Genomic DNA, 14,525 nt, shown 5'->3' with positions numbered 1-14,525 from the left:
ACGGTTCTTCAGGTCGGATGCCGCCTCTTTGTCGACGCCGATGCTCGGAACGCGCCCGGTCCCGGGCAGGCGTTTTGTCACGCTCGCAGGCGTACCGGGGCAGGGCGCATGCCCCCCTCGCAAAGGTGCGCTTGGCTCATGTGCGAAGGCACGTCGATGCCTAGACTGGCCCTGCCATGCATCGTCCACTGTGATCCTCCCTGTGCGGTGTGGGAGGGGCGAGGAAGCAGCAGCGTGCGTGGCCCTGTTGCTGGAGCGCCTGGGTGAAGGTCTGCTGTCGGTGCGCACCGACGACGCCTTTCGCCACGGGCCGCTTGCAGGCGCGTGAGAACGCGCTAGAACGAAGAGATGGAACGAAGGAGTGCAGCCATGGCCACCCAACCCGATCTTCCGTCTCCGATCACGCCCGACCTGCCGGTCGAGCCCGATGAAGGGCCGGAGCACGCGCCCGACGAGCCCACCGACCCCGAGCCGCCGCCCAGCGCGAGGTGAGAACAGCGCCCCTCGCGCCGCGCTAAGCTCGCGCGATGGATGAAGTCGATTGCGCCGTCATCGGCGCTGGCGTGGTGGGGCTGGCCGTGGCGCGTGCATTGGCGCTCGCGGGCCGGGAGGTGCTGGTGCTGGAGTCCGAAGGGGCGATCGGCACGGGAACGAGTTCGCGCAACAGCGAGGTGATCCACGCGGGCATCTACTACCCGCAGGGTTCGCTGAAAGCGACGCTGTGCGTGGAAGGACGCAAGGCTCTCTACAGCTACGCGCAGGCGCGCGGTGTGCCGCACAGCCGTTGCGGCAAGCTCATCGTGGCGACCTCCGCCGAACAGGTGGGACAACTCGACGTGATCCGCGCGAAGGCGGCGGCCAACGGGGTGGACGATCTGGTCCTGCTCACCGCGCAGCAAGCCCTCGCGATGGAACCGCAACTGCATTGCGTCGCGGCACTGCATTCACCGAGCACGGGCATCGTCGACAGCCATGCGCTGATGCTGGGCCTGCTCGGCGACCTCGAGAACGCAGGCGGCATGCTGGCGCTCAAGTCGCCCATCGAACGTGCCGAATGCGGGGACGGCGCGGTCGTGCTGATCGCCGCCGATGGCACGGCGCTGCGTTGTCGCACCGTGGTCAATGCGGTGGGGCTCGGTGCCCCGGCACTGGCGCGTCGTTTCGAAGGCATGCCGGCGTCGGCCGTGCCGCGCGAGTACTTCGCCAAGGGCAACTACTTCACGCTCGCGGGCCGCGCACCTTTCGGCCGGCTCATCTATCCCGTGCCGGAGCCGGGCGGGCTCGGCGTGCACCTGACGCTCGACCTCGGCGGACAGGCCAAGTTCGGGCCCGATGTGCAATGGGTCGAGGCGGCCGATGATCTCGTGGTCGATCCGACGCGTGGCGATCGTTTCTACGACGAGGTGCGCAGGTACTGGCCGGCGTTGCCCGATGGTGCGCTGATTCCCGGCTATGCGGGCATGCGCCCGAAGATCTCGGGGCCGGACGCGCCCGCGGCCGACTTCGTGATCGCGGGGCCGGCGTCGCATGGCGTGCCGGGGCTGGTCCATCTCTTCGGCATCGAGTCGCCCGGACTCACCAGTTGCCTGGCCATCGGACGGCACGTTGCAGACCTGCTCGCCGAGGCCTGATGCATGCACTCGGGCACAACTGAGCACATCTGTCGCGCATGAGGGGCTTTCGAGCCTGTAACATGACAGCACGCCATATGCTGGCGTGAAGCCGCCGGCGCGGTGCCGGTGTCATCACGGAGGAAAGATTCCAATGAGTGCATCCAACAATCTTGAAGCAGCAGCCGAAGACATCGCAAGCGACGTGCGCGGCGTGCTGGCCAGCAAGGACCTGGATTCGGTTCCCCACATCAAGGCGCTGCGCCAACGCATCGACACCAAGCTCGCCATCGCGCGCGAGCTGGCTTCCGAAAAGAGCAAGCTGGCCGCCAAGAAGGCGCGCCAGGCGGCCACCGCCACCAACACCTACGCCCACGACGAACCTTGGCAGGTGGCCGGCGCCGCACTGGCGGTCGGCGTGCTGGTGGGTCTGTTGCTTGGCCGCCGCTGAGCGTCACCGCACCGGACTGAGCGCACACCGCCGTTCGTTCGTTCGCCGTCGCCACGCGGATGTGGCCGGTGAGGGCGGAGGCGGCGCATGAAACTGCTGTCCCTGTTCGGGCTCGATGCCCGCATCCGCCGGTTGCGCATCGCAGCCGCCGAAGGTGCGCTGGCGGCCGAGGACCGGGTGCAGTTGCTGCGCATGGCCTGGGAGGACGAGAAGCAGCGCCTGAAGCTGACCCTCGTCCTGGTCGTCGCCGTGCTGGGGCTGACCACCGTCGCGGTGGCGCTGCTCTCGATGGCGGTGGTCGTGCATTACTGGGACACGCCGTACCGCGTCACCGCCGCCTGGGTGGTGGCCGCTGTCTGGGTGGTGCTGTGGCTGGCGGCCGCCATCGGCCTGATGCGCAGCCTGAGCAATGCTTCCAACAGCTTCGTTCCGACCTTTCAGGAGTTCGAACGCGACTGGGCCTGGGTCCAGGACCGCTTCAACCTCGGCAAGGACCCGGAGCAGGACGACGAAGCACCGCGCCCGCCACGCCCCGCCACGCGCGAGGAGCTGTTGGCCCGCATGGACCGCCAGCGCGAGCGCATCGCCACCCTGCAGGGCGGTCGCGAGACGCAGCCGGCCTCGGGCGAGCCTGCGAACGAATCGGCTGCGGCCACGGCGTTGCGCATTGCGCGCGAGCACCCGGTGGCTGCCGGGGTGGTCGCTGCCGCCGCTGTGGCGGTGATCCGCCCGAGGCGGCTGCTGCGTTGGGCCACGGTCATCGCGCCAGTGCTCTGGCGCATGCGCTGAGCCACCGGCAGCACGAAGAGCCGGCTCAGGCCTTGCGGCGATCCTGCTGCAGCGCCTGGGCCGTTTCGCGGACCAGCCCGGGGCCGCGATAGATCAGGCCGGTGTAGATCTGCACCACGTCCGCGCCCGCGGCGATCTTGGCCTTGGCATCGGCCGCACTCAGGATGCCGCCCACCCCGATGATCGGAAAGTCCTTGCCCAGTGCCGCGCGCAGTTGCGCGATCACGCGGTTGCTGGCTTCGCGCACCGGCGCGCCTGAAAGGCCGCCGGCTTCCTGCGCATGCGGCAGGCCGGCCACGGCGTCGCGCGCGAGCGTGGTGTTGGTGGCGATCACGCCGTCCATGCCGTGGCGCTGCAGCGTGGCGGCAATCACCGCGACCTGGGCGTCGTCGAGGTCGGGGGCGATCTTCACGAACAGCGGCGCGCGCTTGGCGTGGCGCGTGGCCAGCGCTTCACGCCGCTCGGCTACGGCGCCCAGCAGCGCGTCGAGCGCTTCGTCGCTTTGCAGCGAGCGCAGGTTGGCCGTGTTGGGGCTCGAGATGTTGATCGTCACGTAGTCCGCATGCGGGTACACGCCGTCCAGGCAGGCCAGGTAGTCGTCCACCGCGCGCTCGATCGGCGTGGCCGCGTTCTTGCCGATGTTCAGGCCCAGCAGCATGGGCGACTTTCCGCCGCCGGCCTGCTTGCGAAAGCGCGCCTTCTGCACGTTGGCCAGGAAGGCGTCGAGGCCTTCGTTGTTGAAGCCCAGGCGGTTGATCAGCGCGTTGCGCTGCGGCAGGCGGAACATGCGCGGCTTCGGGTTGCCGGGCTGGCCCTTGGGCGTGACCGTGCCGACCTCGACGAAACCGAAGCCCATGGCCGCGAAGGCGTCGATGCAGCGTGCGTTCTTGTCCAGCCCGGCGGCCAGGCCGACGCGGTTGGGGAAATTCAGGCCTGCCAGCTGGATCGGGTCCTCGACGCGCGTCGCCGCGTAGGCGCAGGCCAGTGGCGTGTTCTGGGTGCGGGCCAGCCCGTCGAGGGTGATTTCATGGGCGTGCTCGGGGTCGAAACCGAACAGAAAAGGGCGGGCCAGGCCATAGAGCGAAGAGGGCAGCAGCAGGGGCATCGGATAATTCTCGACTTCAATGAGCCAAGGATTCTCCGCGATGACCGCACCCGCCTCCCCAACCCCTCTTTCCCAGGATGAACTCAAGGCCCAGGTCGGCCTTGCCGCGCTGGCCTACGTGGTCAAGGGCGAGATCGTCGGCGTGGGCACCGGCTCCACGGTCAACAAGTTCATCGATGCGCTGGCCACGATCAAGGACGAGATCAAGGGAGCGGTCTCCAGCTCCGTTGCCTCCACCGAACGCCTGCGCGCGCTGGGCATTCCGGTGTTCGACAGCAACGAGGTGGAAGAACTGGCCGTCTACATCGACGGCGCCGACGAGATCGACCACCGGGGCTTCATGGTGAAGGGCGGCGGCGCGGCACTCACGCGCGAGAAGATCGTCGCGGCGCAGTCCAAGCGCTTCGTCTGCATCGCCGACGCCTCCAAGCTGGTCGAGACGCTCGGCGCGTTTCCGCTGCCGGTGGAAGTGATCCCGATGGCGGTGCGCCGCGTGATGCGCCAGTTCGCCAGCCTGGGCGGCATTGCCCAGGTGCGCGAAAAAGACGGCCTGCCGCTGGTGACCGACAACGGCCAGCACATCGTCGACGTGACCGGCTTGCGGATCACCGACCCGCGCGCCTTCGAGTCCGAAGTGAGCCAGTGGCCCGGCGTGGTGACGGTGGGGGTCTTCGCGCACCAGAAGGCCGATGTCTGCCTGCTGGGCACGGCGTCGGGCGTGAAGACGTTGCAGTTCGCCGGCTGACCGGCGGCGATGCAACACGGGGGCGAGGCCCCCGTCGTCTCTAGAACTTGATGCCGGCCGGGTTGTTCGGGCCCGGTGCGTTCGAGGGCGGTGCCGGCGCGGGGTTTGGCGGCTGCAGGGGCGTGTCGGTCGCGCGGGGCGCCGCCGCCGCCGGTGCCTGCTGCGCAACGAGCGGACGCGCGGCGGGCGGGCGATAGCCTGCGGGCAGGCTGTTGCTCTTGGGATAGCCGGCTGCGTCGAGGTAGCGCGACCATTCCACATCCGAGAAGCCCTTGAGCTGCTGCGACCCGACGGTCAGCAGCGGCAGCGCGTTCTGTCCGCTCAGGCGCTGCAGGGCGTCGACGTCCTCGTTGCTCTTGATGGTGCGTTCCTCGAAGGGAATGCCGCGCGTGGTGAGCAGCGTGCGCGCCTCGTTGCAGGGGCCGCAGCCTTCGCCGCTGTACAGCGTGACGGGGTAGCGCTGTGCCACCTGGCGCAGTTCGTAGGGAAGCCCGCTGTTGGCCGGCGCGTTGGCGCTGGCCGGTTGCGGCCCGCCCGTCGGTGCGTTGGTGACGACGGGGGGCTGGTCCGAGAACGTGACCTTGCCGTTCTTGTCGACCTGGCGGTAGACCGCCTGTGCCAGCACGCTGGCGGTCGACAGCACGAGGACCAGGCCGATCAGGCCGCGCATCGGGAGTTTGTAAAAAGTCGGATACATATCTCCCGAGTATCGCAAGCTTCAGCGCCGTATCAAGCGGGCTGGGCCTGAGCCATGCCCTGATGTCGCAGCAGCGCATCAAGCTGCGGCTCGCGGCCCCGGAAGGCCTTGAACGAATCCATGGCGCTGCGGCTGCCGCCGGCCTCCAGGATGGCCTGGCGGTATCGGCGGCCGGTCTCGATGTTCGGCTCGCCGTCGGCGCCCACGGTTTCCTCGAAGGCCGCGTAGGCGTCGGCGCTCAGCACCTCGGCCCACTTGTAGCTGTAGTAGCCGGCCGCGTAGCCGCCCGAGAAGATATGGCTGAAGGTGTTCGGCGTGCGGCTGAACGGCGGCGAGGGCAGCACGGCCACTTCGGCGCGCACCTGGCCGAGCAGCGCCATCACGGCACCCGGCTGGGCGGCGGCGGCCTGGTGCTCGGTGTGCAGCAGCATGTCGAACAGCGAGAACTCGATCTGGCGCAGCGTCTGCAGCCCGCTCTGGAAGTTCTTGGCGGCGGTCATCTTGTCGAACAGCGCGCGCGGCAGCGGCTCGTCGGTGTCGACATGGGCCGTCATGTGGGCAAGCACATCCCACTCCCAGCAGAAGTTCTCCATGAACTGGCTCGGCAGCTCGACCGCGTCCCACTCGACGCCGCTGATGCCCGACACGTCGCGCTCGTTCACCTGCGTGAGCATGTGGTGCAGGCCGTGGCCGAACTCGTGGAAGAGGGTGGTCACGTCGTCGTGGGTGAGCAGCGGCGGCTTGCCGTCGACGCCGCTGGCGAAGTTGCACACCAGCTGCGCGACCGGCGTCTGCAGCGCGCCGTTGTCGGGGCGCAGCCAGCGGGCGCGCACGTCGTCCATCCAGGCGCCGCCGCGCTTGGCGGCGCGGGCGGAGGGGTCGAGGTAGAACTGGCCGACTTTCTGGCCGGCCCGCTCGATGCGGTAGAACTCGACGCTCGGGTGCCAGGTGGGGGCGCTGTCGCGGCGGATCGACACCTCGAACAGCGTCTCGACGATCTTGAACAGGCCCGCCATCACCTTGGGCGCGGGGAAGTACTGCTTCACCTCCTGCTCGCTGAAGGCGTAGCGCGCTTCCTTGAGCTTCTCGCCGACGTAGGTCCAGTCCCAGGCCTGCGGGTCGACGAGGTTCAGTTGTTCGGCCGCGAAGGCGCGCAGGTCGGCCAGGTCGCGCTCGCCATAGGGCTTGGCCTTGGCGGCGAGGTCGCGCAGGAACTTGACGACCTGCTCGGGCGATTCGGCCATCTTGGGCACGACCGAGAGCTCGCCGAAGTTCTTGTAGCCCAGCAGCTTCGATTCTTCTTCGCGCAGCGCGAGGATCTCGGTGATGAGCGCGGTGTTGTCGAACTTCGGATCGCCGAGTTCGCTGGCGCGCGTGACGTAGGCGCGGTACAGGGTTTCGCGCAGCGCGCTGCTCTTGGCGAACTGCATCACCGGCAGGTAGCACGGCATCTTGAGCGTGAGCTTGTAGCCCTGCTTGCCTTCGGCCTCGGCGGCCGCGCGCGCGGCACTCACCACGTCTTCGGGCACGCCGTCGAGTTCACCGAGCTGTGCGTAGTGCGCGAAGGCGTCGGTGGCGTCGAGGGCGTTTTCGCTGAACTTCTGGCTCAGCTCGGCCTGGCGTTCCTGGATGTCGGCAAACCGTTGCTTGGCCTCGCCCTGCAACTCGGCGCCACCGAGCACGAAGTTGCGCACGGCGTTCTTGTGCGCCTGGCGCTGCTCGGGATTGAGCGTGGCCGGGTCGATGGCCTTGTACTTGGCGTACAGGCGCTCGTCGGAACCCAGGCGGGTCCAGAAGGCGGTGACGCGCGGCATGGCCTCGTTGTAGGCGGCGCGCAACTCCGGCGTGTCGGCCACGGCGTTGAGGTGGCCCACGGCGCCCCAGGCGCGGCTGAAGCGTTCGGAGGCCACGTCGAGCACCTTGGAGATCGCGATCCAGTCGGCCGGGAATTCAGGCGCCGTTACCGTCTGCAGCGCGGCCTCGGCATCGGCCAGCAGCGCGTCGACCGCGGGCGACACGTGTTCGGGCTTGATGCGGTCGAACAGGGGGAGGTCGGTGAAGTCGAGGAGGGGGTTGTTCGTGATGGCCATGTGAATCACTTGGCGGCGCGTTCGGCCGCTTCAAGGGTGTTGACGAGCAACATGGCGCGCGTCATCGGGCCGACGCCGCCGGGCACGGGGGTGATCCAGCCGGCCACTTCCTTCACGCCGTCGAAATCGACGTCGCCGGCCAGCTTGCCGTCGGCCTTGCGGTTCATGCCCACATCGATGACGACGGCGCCGGGCTTCACCATGTCGGCGGTCAGCAGGTCGAGCTTGCCCACGGCGGCGACGATCACGTCGGCCTGGCGCGTGAGGGCGCCCAGGTCTTTCGTGGCGCTGTGGCAGATGGTCACGGTGGCGCTCTTGGCGAGCAGCATCATGGCCATCGGCTTGCCGACGATGTTGCTGCGGCCGATGACCACGGCGTGCTTGCCGCGCAGGTCGTAGCCGATCGATTCGAGCATCTTCATGCAGCCGTGCGGCGTGCAGGGCCAGAAGCCCGGGGCGCCGGTCATCAGTGCGCCGGCGCTGGCCACGTGGAAGCCGTCGACGTCCTTGGCGGGCGAGATGGTCTCGATGACCTTCTGGCTGTCCATGTGCTTGGGTAGCGGCAATTGAACGAGGATGCCGTGCACCTTCGGGTCGTCGTTGAGGGCGCGGATGCGCGCCAGCAGGTCGGCCTCGCTCAGGTCGGCGGGGTAGGTCTCGAGCGTGGCCGCGAGGCCGGTCTCGGTGCTGTCGTTGACCTTGTGCTTGGTGTAGACCTGGCTCGCCGGATCGGTGCCCACCAAAATGATGGACAGGGCCGGGTTCACGCCGCGTGCCTTCAGCGCAGCGGTGCGGCCGGACACCTCGGCGCGGATGGTTTTGGCGAGGGCGTTGCCGTCGATCAGTTGGGCGGTCATCGGTTTTGATTTTCCAAGTAAAAACGCCCGCTTGCGCAGGCGTGGGGAAGGTGCGTGGCTATCGGCGGGATAGCTGCAGCTCAGGAGGCCTTGGCCGTGGGGGCCGCTTGCCCGAGCGCGATCTTGAGCAGATCGGCCACGGTGTTGGCGTTGAGCTTTTCCATGATGTTGGCGCGGTGCGCCTCCACCGTCTTGATGCTGATGCCCAGGTCGTCGGCGATCTGCTTGTTCAGGCGGCCGGCAACGATGCGCTCGAGCACCTGCGCCTCGCGGCCCGTGAGCTTGGACAGCAGCGCGTCGCGGCTGGCCGACTGCTGGTGCTGCGTGAAGGCGCCGCGTGCGTGTTCGAGCATGCGCTCGACCAGCGATACGAGTTCTTCGTCGTTGAAGGGCTTCTGGATGAAATCCATCGCGCCCTTCTTCATGCTGTCGACCGCCATCGGCACGTCGCCGTGGCCGGTGATGACCACGATCGGCAACGGAGAACGCCGTTCGATCAGTCGATCCTGCAATTCGAGGCCGGTCATGCCGGCCATGCGGATATCGACGATCAGACAGGCGACTTCGCGCGGGTCGTATCGGGAGAGAAAGGATTCGGCGGACTCGAAACAGCGGACTCTGTAGTCCTTGCCTTCGAGCAGCCATTGCAGTGAATCGCGGACGGCTTCGTCGTCATCGACGACATAGACCGTGCCCTTCTTCGGAATCAAACTCATGCAGGTACCTTTGCCTCGTCGCTTGCTACGGAACTGATAGCGTCCAACACCGGAATCCAGAAGGAAAAACGGCATCCGATCACATCCGGGCCATTGTAGATGTTCTCCGCCTGCATCCGGCCGCGGTGCGACTCGACGATGGTGCGGCACAGGTTGAGCCCGATGCCCATGCCTTCGGGCTTGGTGGAGAAGAAGGCCTCGTAGAGCCGGTCCATGACTTCTGGCGAGAGGCCCTTGCCCGTGTCCTGCACCGAGAACTCGATGGCATTCTGCCCCTCGATCACCTTGGGCAGCACACGCAGCTCGACGCTGCGGCGCGCCAGCGGGCGGTCGGCGATGTCGATGGATTCGGCCGCGTTCTTCAGCAGGTTGACCATCACCTGTTCGATGAGGATCGGGTCGACGCGCACCACCGGCAGCCGCGCGGCCACGTAGTGGTTCAGGCGCACGTTGCGCCGGCGCAGCTCGATGCCCGCGAGTTCGACCGCTTCGCTCACCATGGTGGCGACGTCGGCCGGCGTGCGGTTGGGCTCGCTGCGTTTCACGAAGGAGCGGATGCGCTGGATGATCTGGCCCGCGCGCTGCGCCTGCTTCGAGGTTTTCTCGAGCGCGGCAAGCAGGGCGTCGTTGTCGATCGTCTGGCCCTTGATGCGCGACATCATCCCGTTGCAGTAGTTGGCGATGGCCGTCAGCGGCTGGTTGAGTTCGTGCGCCACGCTCGACGCCATTTCACCCATGGTGATCAGGCGGCTCGCGGCCTGGGCCTTGTCGGCCTGCGCGGCGGCCTGCTCTTCGGCGTCGCGGCGCGGCGTGATGTCGGTGGCGATCACCAGCTGCGCCAGGCGGCCGTCGACCCAGGTCAGGTAGCGCGAGCGCACCTCGAGCCACTTGCCCAGGTGCGGCACGAAGATCTCGTTGTTCGCGGTCTGGGCGGCGGTGAGGGTGTCGATGGGCAGGCCGGCGTAGGGATCGACGTCGTCCAGTCCTTCATCGTGCGCATTCGACGGCGGCACGCCGGCCTGCGCCACCATGCCCAGGTGGCCCACGGTGTCGGAGCCGAACCACAGGCGGTACAGCTTGTTGGCGAACAGCAGCTCCTCGCTGCCGATGGGCGCCACCGACACGGCGGCGTCGAGCGCTTCGAGCACGGTGGTGAAGCGTTCGTACGAGGCGGACAGCTGCTCGCGGATGCGCGTCGGCTCGGTGATGTCGGTCATCGACGTCATCCAGCCGGTCTGGTGGCCGCGCGCGTCGATCAGCGGCGACACATACAGGCGCGCGTTGAACACGCTGCCGTTCTTGCGCTTCACGCGCACCTGGAAACCGCCGGGCAGGGCGCGGCCGTGCAGCTCTTCTTCGAGGCGCTCGTTCATCACCTCGCGGTCGGATTCGAGCCAGTAGGGGAAAGGCGGCGTCTGGCCGACCAGTTCGTCTTCGCTCCAGCCCGTCATGGCGCAGAACGCGGCGTTCACGTAGGTGATGCGGCCTTGCAGGTCGAGCACGCGCATGCCGGTGAGCATGGAGTTTTCCATCGCGCGGCGGAAGTTGGTTTCGGCCACCAGCCGCTGCTGCGCCTGCAGGCGGCGGCGCGTGTGGCGCCAGGTGCCGATCAGCATCCAGCTGGTCATCACGCTGAGCGCGCACACGAGCCAGAAGAGGCCGTTGCCCACCACGCCCTGCGAGGTGCGGTAGGCCTGCGCGCGCAGCATCAGCGCATTGCCCACGGGCGACACCGGCACTTCGTATTCGTTGGTCGCTTCGGTCCAGGGCAGCAGGCGGGTGCCGCTGTTTTTCAGCGGCGTGGTGTTGCCGGCGATGACGTTGCCCTTGGCGTCGAGCAGCGAGACGGCATAGCGCGCCTGCACCTCGGAGGGCATGCCATAGCGCAGCAGGCCGTCGATGGAAAACTCGCCGAGCACGACGCCGGCGAACAGGCCCTGGTCGAACAGCGGGATGTGCAGCTGCAGCATCGCGGCCGGTTCGCCGCCGGCCACGGGTTGCGAGTACACCGGCTGGCGCAACTCGCGCGCCAGCGCGTAGTTGCTTTCGATGTCGCCGGGACGCAGCACGTCGCCGATCAGGTGCTGTTGTGCCGGGTGCACGCTGGGTGCGGCATAGCCGGCCTTGAAGCGGCGTCGGTCGTCGATCCAGCTGATGGTCTGCAGCTCGGGGAACTGGCTCACGAGCGACTCGGCGCGGCTGGTGAACTCGACCGGATCGATCTCGCGGTTGGAGGCATCGCGCGCAATGCGCATCAGCTGTTCCTGCCGCTCCAGCAGGCGCAGGCGCATGCGCTGTTGCGCGTACTCGACATCGCGCCGCACCGACTCCTGCTCGCGCTCGACTTCTTCGGAGCGCAGGTACCAGAACGCCGACACGATGGCCGCGAGAAACAACAGCACGGCCGCCATCGGCGCGAGCATCGCGACGGCGTCCTGCAGCACCGGTGTCTGCTTGCGCCACCACGTGCGCCACCAGGACAGCGGCGAGGCTTTGACGGCACTGCGGGCGACCGCGAGCGGGGAGGAAAGGGGCATGGGCGGAGTTTAGGTGATGGCCTTCGCGGGCAAGAGGCCCTGCCGGGGACGTGCCTCCTTGATATTTCATAATAAGAAATCAACAAGCACTATTTGAAATAGGGAAACTTCTATGCGAAACTCCGGCGCGCTCGGTGCCCAGCGCACTAAATTACAGCCACAGCCCTAAAAGGAGAGACAAGCATGTCGGCAAATCCCGAGAACCTGTTCGGCTCGGCCGCAAACGATGCGGACGCCCAGGAGACGCGTGAATGGATGGATGCACTGTCTTCCGTCATCCAGAGCGAAGGGCCCGAGCGGGCGCACTTCCTGCTCGAACAACTGCTCGAACATGCGCGCCAGAACAGCGTCGACATGCCGTTCTCGGCCAACACCGGCTACGTGAACACCATCGAGCCGGGCGTGGAAGCCCGCAGCCCCGGCAACCTCGAGATCGAACAGCGCCTGCGCGCCTACATGCGCTGGAACGCCATGGCCATGGTGGTCAAGGCCAACCGCATCCACCCGCCCGAAGGCGGTGACCTGGGCGGCCACATCGGCTCCTTCGCCTCGCTGGCCAGCATGTTCGGCGCCGGCTTCAACCACTTCTGGCACGCCGAGAGCGAAAACCACGGCGGCGACCTGCTGTACATCCAGGGCCACGTGTCGCCCGGCATCTATGCCCGCGCCTACCTCGAAGGCCGCCTCTCCGAAGACCAGCTGCTCAACTTCCGCCAGGAAGTGGACGGCAAGGGCCTGTCGAGCTACCCGCACCCCAAGCTGATGCCCGAGTTCTGGCAGTTCCCCACGGTGTCGATGGGCCTGGGCCCGCTGATGGCGATCTACCAGGCGCGCTTCCTGAAGTACCTGCACGCCCGCGGCATCGCCAACACCGAAAACCGCAAGGTCTGGGTGTTCTGCGGCGACGGCGAAATGGACGAAGTCGAATCGCTGGGCGCCATCGGCCTGGCCGCGCGCGAGAACCTCGACAACCTGATCTTCGTCATCAACTGCAACCTGCAGCGCCTGGACGGCCCGGTGCGCGGCAACGGCAAGATCATCCAGGAGCTCGAAGGCGAGTTCCGCGGCGCCAACTGGAACGTCATCAAGCTGATCTGGGGCAAGGGCTGGGATGCCCTGCTCGAGAAGGACCATGACGGCGCGCTGCGCAAGATCATGATGGAGTGCAACGACGGCGACTACCAGTCGTTCAAGGCCAACGACGGCGCCTACGTGCGCAAGAACTTCTTCGGCCGCGATCCGCGCACGCTGAAGATGGTCGAGCACCTGACCGACGACGAGGTCTGGAACCTGCAGCGCGGCGGCCACGACTCGCAGAAGGTGTATGCCGCCTTCCACGCCGCCCAGAACCACAAGCGCCAGCCCACCGTGCTGCTCGTCAAGACCGTCAAGGGCTTCGGCATGGGCAAGATCGGCGAGGGCAAGAACACGGTCCACCAGACCAAGAAGCTCGGCGACGAAGACATCAAGGCCTTCCGCGACCGCTTCAACATCCCGATTCCCGACAGCCAGATCGCCGATCTGCCGTTCTACAAGCCGGCCGACGACACGCCGGAAATGCGCTACCTGCATGAGCGCCGCAAGGCCCTGGGCGGCTACCTGCCGCATCGCCGCGTGAAGGCCGACGAGAGCTTCACGGTGCCCTCGCTCGACACCTTCAAGGCGGTGATGGAGCCCACGGCCGAAGGCCGCGAGATCTCGACCACGCAAGCCTACGTGCGCTTCCTCACGCAGCTGCTGCGCGACAAGGCCCTGGGCCCGCGCGTCGTGCCCATCCTGGTGGACGAGGCCCGCACCTTCGGCATGGAAGGCCTGTTCCGCCAGATCGGCATCTACAACCCGCACGGTCAGCAGTACACCCCGGTCGACAAGGACCAGGTCATGTACTACAAGGAAGACAAGGCCGGCCAGATCCTGCAAGAGGGCATCAACGAAGCCGGCGGCATGTCCAGCTGGATCGCGGCGGCCACGTCGTACAGCACGAACAACCGCATCATGGTGCCGTTCTACGTGTACTACTCGATGTTCGGTTTCCAGCGCATCGGCGACCTGGCCTGGGCGGCCGGCGACATGCAGGCCCGCGGCTTCCTGCTGGGCGGCACCTCGGGGCGCACCACGCTGAACGGCGAAGGCCTGCAGCACGAAGACGGTCACAGCCACATCCTGGCCAACACCATCCCGAACTGCGTGAGCTACGACCCGACCTTCGCGCACGAAGTCGGCGTGATCCTGCACCACGGCTTGAAGCGCATGGTCGAGAAGCAGGACAACGTCTATTACTACCTGACGCTGCTCAACGAGAACTACGCGATGCCCGGCCTGCAGCCCGGCACCGAAGAGCAGATCATCAAGGGCATGTACCTGTCCAAGCAGGGCCCGGTGGTCAAGGCCGCCAAGGGCGCGAAAGAAGCGCCGACCGTGCAACTGCTGGGCAGCGGCACCATCCTGCGCGAGAGCTTTGCCGCGCAGGAGCTGCTCGAGAAGGAGTGGGGCGTGTCGGCTTCGGTGTGGAGCTGCCCGAGCTTCAACGAGCTGACCCGCGACGGCCAGGACGCCGACCGCTGGAACCTGCTGCACCCCGACCAGACGCCGCGCGTGCCCTTCGTGGCCCAGCAGCTCGGTGCCTCGACCGGCCCGGTGATCGCGTCGACCGACTACATGAAGGCGTACGCCGAGCAGATCCGCCCGTTCGTGCCGAAGGGCCGCACCTACAAGGTGCTGGGCACCGACGGTTTCGGCCGCAGCGACTTCCGCGCCAAGCTGCGCGAGCATTTTGAAATCAATCGTCACTACATCGTGGTGGCTGCGCTCAAGGCGCTGAGCGAAGATGGCACCGTGCCGGTGGCCAAGGTGGTGGAAGCGATCAAGAAGTACGGCATCAATGTCGACAAGGTCAACCCGCTCTACGCTTGAACATCAACAACCAAC

At 67.1% G+C, this 14,525-nt stretch carries 12 protein-coding genes; 6 read left to right on the top strand and 6 right to left on the bottom strand.

Translation table 11 applies throughout. The features are described 5' to 3' along the window. Positions 1-369: 369 nt before the first annotated feature. From AC07Q9_RS13855 to AC07Q9_RS13840, 4 genes are all read left to right on the top strand, one after another. On the top strand, positions 370-492 hold the full coding sequence (locus AC07Q9_RS13855; protein WP_062479916.1) for a hypothetical protein: 123 nt from the start codon (positions 370-372) through the stop codon (positions 490-492). Positions 493-527: 35 nt separating this feature from the next. Next, positions 528-1,631 carry an NAD(P)/FAD-dependent oxidoreductase gene (locus AC07Q9_RS13850; RefSeq protein ID WP_495310109.1) on the top strand — a complete coding sequence of 368 codons (1,104 nt, stop codon included), beginning with the start codon at positions 528-530 and terminating at the stop codon, positions 1,629-1,631. Between the two features lie 133 nt (positions 1,632-1,764). Further along, the gene (locus tag AC07Q9_RS13845; RefSeq protein WP_056580064.1) at positions 1,765-2,061 is read left to right on the top strand and encodes a glycine zipper domain-containing protein; all 297 of its coding nucleotides are present in this window, start codon (positions 1,765-1,767) and stop codon (positions 2,059-2,061) included. A gap of 87 nt (positions 2,062-2,148) precedes the next feature. Beyond that, on the top strand, positions 2,149-2,850 hold the full coding sequence (locus AC07Q9_RS13840; RefSeq protein ID WP_495310108.1) for a phage holin family protein: 702 nt from the start codon (positions 2,149-2,151) through the stop codon (positions 2,848-2,850). Positions 2,851-2,875: 25 nt separating this feature from the next. On the opposite strand, the gene AC07Q9_RS13835 is transcribed toward AC07Q9_RS13840, so the two are convergent. Continuing rightward, positions 2,876-3,955, bottom strand: a complete 1,080-nt coding sequence (locus AC07Q9_RS13835; protein WP_495310107.1) for a quinone-dependent dihydroorotate dehydrogenase — start codon at positions 3,953-3,955, stop codon at positions 2,876-2,878. A 40-nt stretch (positions 3,956-3,995) separates the two neighbouring features. Between AC07Q9_RS13835 and rpiA the strand changes: the two genes are divergently transcribed. Then, the gene (gene rpiA, locus AC07Q9_RS13830) at positions 3,996-4,700 is read left to right on the top strand and encodes a ribose-5-phosphate isomerase RpiA (RefSeq protein ID WP_492676694.1); all 705 of its coding nucleotides are present in this window, start codon (positions 3,996-3,998) and stop codon (positions 4,698-4,700) included. 40 nt (positions 4,701-4,740) lie between these two features. Here rpiA and AC07Q9_RS13825 read toward each other — a convergent pair whose 3' ends face one another. From AC07Q9_RS13825 to AC07Q9_RS13805, 5 genes are all read right to left on the bottom strand, one after another. After that, on the bottom strand, positions 4,741-5,370 hold the full coding sequence (locus tag AC07Q9_RS13825) for a glutaredoxin family protein (RefSeq protein ID WP_255221182.1): 630 nt from the start codon (positions 5,368-5,370) through the stop codon (positions 4,741-4,743). 59 nt (positions 5,371-5,429) lie between these two features. Next, on the bottom strand, positions 5,430-7,487 hold the full coding sequence (locus AC07Q9_RS13820; RefSeq protein ID WP_495310106.1) for a M3 family metallopeptidase: 2,058 nt from the start codon (positions 7,485-7,487) through the stop codon (positions 5,430-5,432). A 5-nt stretch (positions 7,488-7,492) separates the two neighbouring features. After that, positions 7,493-8,344 (bottom strand): bifunctional methylenetetrahydrofolate dehydrogenase/methenyltetrahydrofolate cyclohydrolase FolD, encoded by an 852-nt coding sequence (gene folD, locus AC07Q9_RS13815; protein ID WP_495310105.1) that lies wholly within the window; start codon positions 8,342-8,344, stop codon positions 7,493-7,495. 80 nt (positions 8,345-8,424) lie between these two features. Beyond that, the gene (locus AC07Q9_RS13810; protein WP_099790122.1) at positions 8,425-9,060 is read right to left on the bottom strand and encodes a response regulator transcription factor; all 636 of its coding nucleotides are present in this window, start codon (positions 9,058-9,060) and stop codon (positions 8,425-8,427) included. Next, positions 9,057-11,597, bottom strand: a complete 2,541-nt coding sequence (locus tag AC07Q9_RS13805) for a PAS domain-containing sensor histidine kinase (RefSeq protein ID WP_056580072.1) — start codon at positions 11,595-11,597, stop codon at positions 9,057-9,059. Before AC07Q9_RS13805 ends, AC07Q9_RS13810 begins: the two co-directional genes overlap by 4 nt. A 183-nt stretch (positions 11,598-11,780) precedes the next feature. On the opposite strand from AC07Q9_RS13805, the gene aceE reads away from it, so the two are divergent. Then, positions 11,781-14,510 carry a pyruvate dehydrogenase (acetyl-transferring), homodimeric type gene (gene aceE / locus AC07Q9_RS13800; protein ID WP_492676698.1) on the top strand — a complete coding sequence of 910 codons (2,730 nt, stop codon included), beginning with the start codon at positions 11,781-11,783 and terminating at the stop codon, positions 14,508-14,510. The last annotated feature ends 15 nt before the right edge of the window (positions 14,511-14,525 follow it).

Source organism: Variovorax sp. GW821-FHT09A10, assembly GCF_059418385.1.
The sequence above is the reverse complement of the archived record's forward strand: the minus strand, read 5'-3'. Positions and strand labels throughout refer to the sequence as shown.

Coding starts and splice junctions, on each gene's coding strand:
- AC07Q9_RS13855 (WP_062479916.1), top strand. CDS start 370: ATGGCCACCCAACCCGATCTTCCGTCTCCGATCACGCCCGACCTGCCG.
- AC07Q9_RS13850 (WP_495310109.1), top strand. CDS start 528: ATGGATGAAGTCGATTGCGCCGTCATCGGCGCTGGCGTGGTGGGGCTG.
- AC07Q9_RS13845 (WP_056580064.1), top strand. CDS start 1,765: ATGAGTGCATCCAACAATCTTGAAGCAGCAGCCGAAGACATCGCAAGC.
- AC07Q9_RS13840 (WP_495310108.1), top strand. CDS start 2,149: ATGAAACTGCTGTCCCTGTTCGGGCTCGATGCCCGCATCCGCCGGTTG.
- AC07Q9_RS13835 (WP_495310107.1), bottom strand. CDS start 3,955: ATGCCCCTGCTGCTGCCCTCTTCGCTCTATGGCCTGGCCCGCCCTTTT.
- rpiA (WP_492676694.1), top strand. CDS start 3,996: ATGACCGCACCCGCCTCCCCAACCCCTCTTTCCCAGGATGAACTCAAG.
- AC07Q9_RS13825 (WP_255221182.1), bottom strand. CDS start 5,370: ATGCGCGGCCTGATCGGCCTGGTCCTCGTGCTGTCGACCGCCAGCGTG.
- AC07Q9_RS13820 (WP_495310106.1), bottom strand. CDS start 7,487: ATGGCCATCACGAACAACCCCCTCCTCGACTTCACCGACCTCCCCCTG.
- folD (WP_495310105.1), bottom strand. CDS start 8,344: ATGACCGCCCAACTGATCGACGGCAACGCCCTCGCCAAAACCATCCGC.
- AC07Q9_RS13810 (WP_099790122.1), bottom strand. CDS start 9,060: ATGAGTTTGATTCCGAAGAAGGGCACGGTCTATGTCGTCGATGACGAC.
- AC07Q9_RS13805 (WP_056580072.1), bottom strand. CDS start 11,597: ATGCCCCTTTCCTCCCCGCTCGCGGTCGCCCGCAGTGCCGTCAAAGCC.
- aceE (WP_492676698.1), top strand. CDS start 11,781: ATGTCGGCAAATCCCGAGAACCTGTTCGGCTCGGCCGCAAACGATGCG.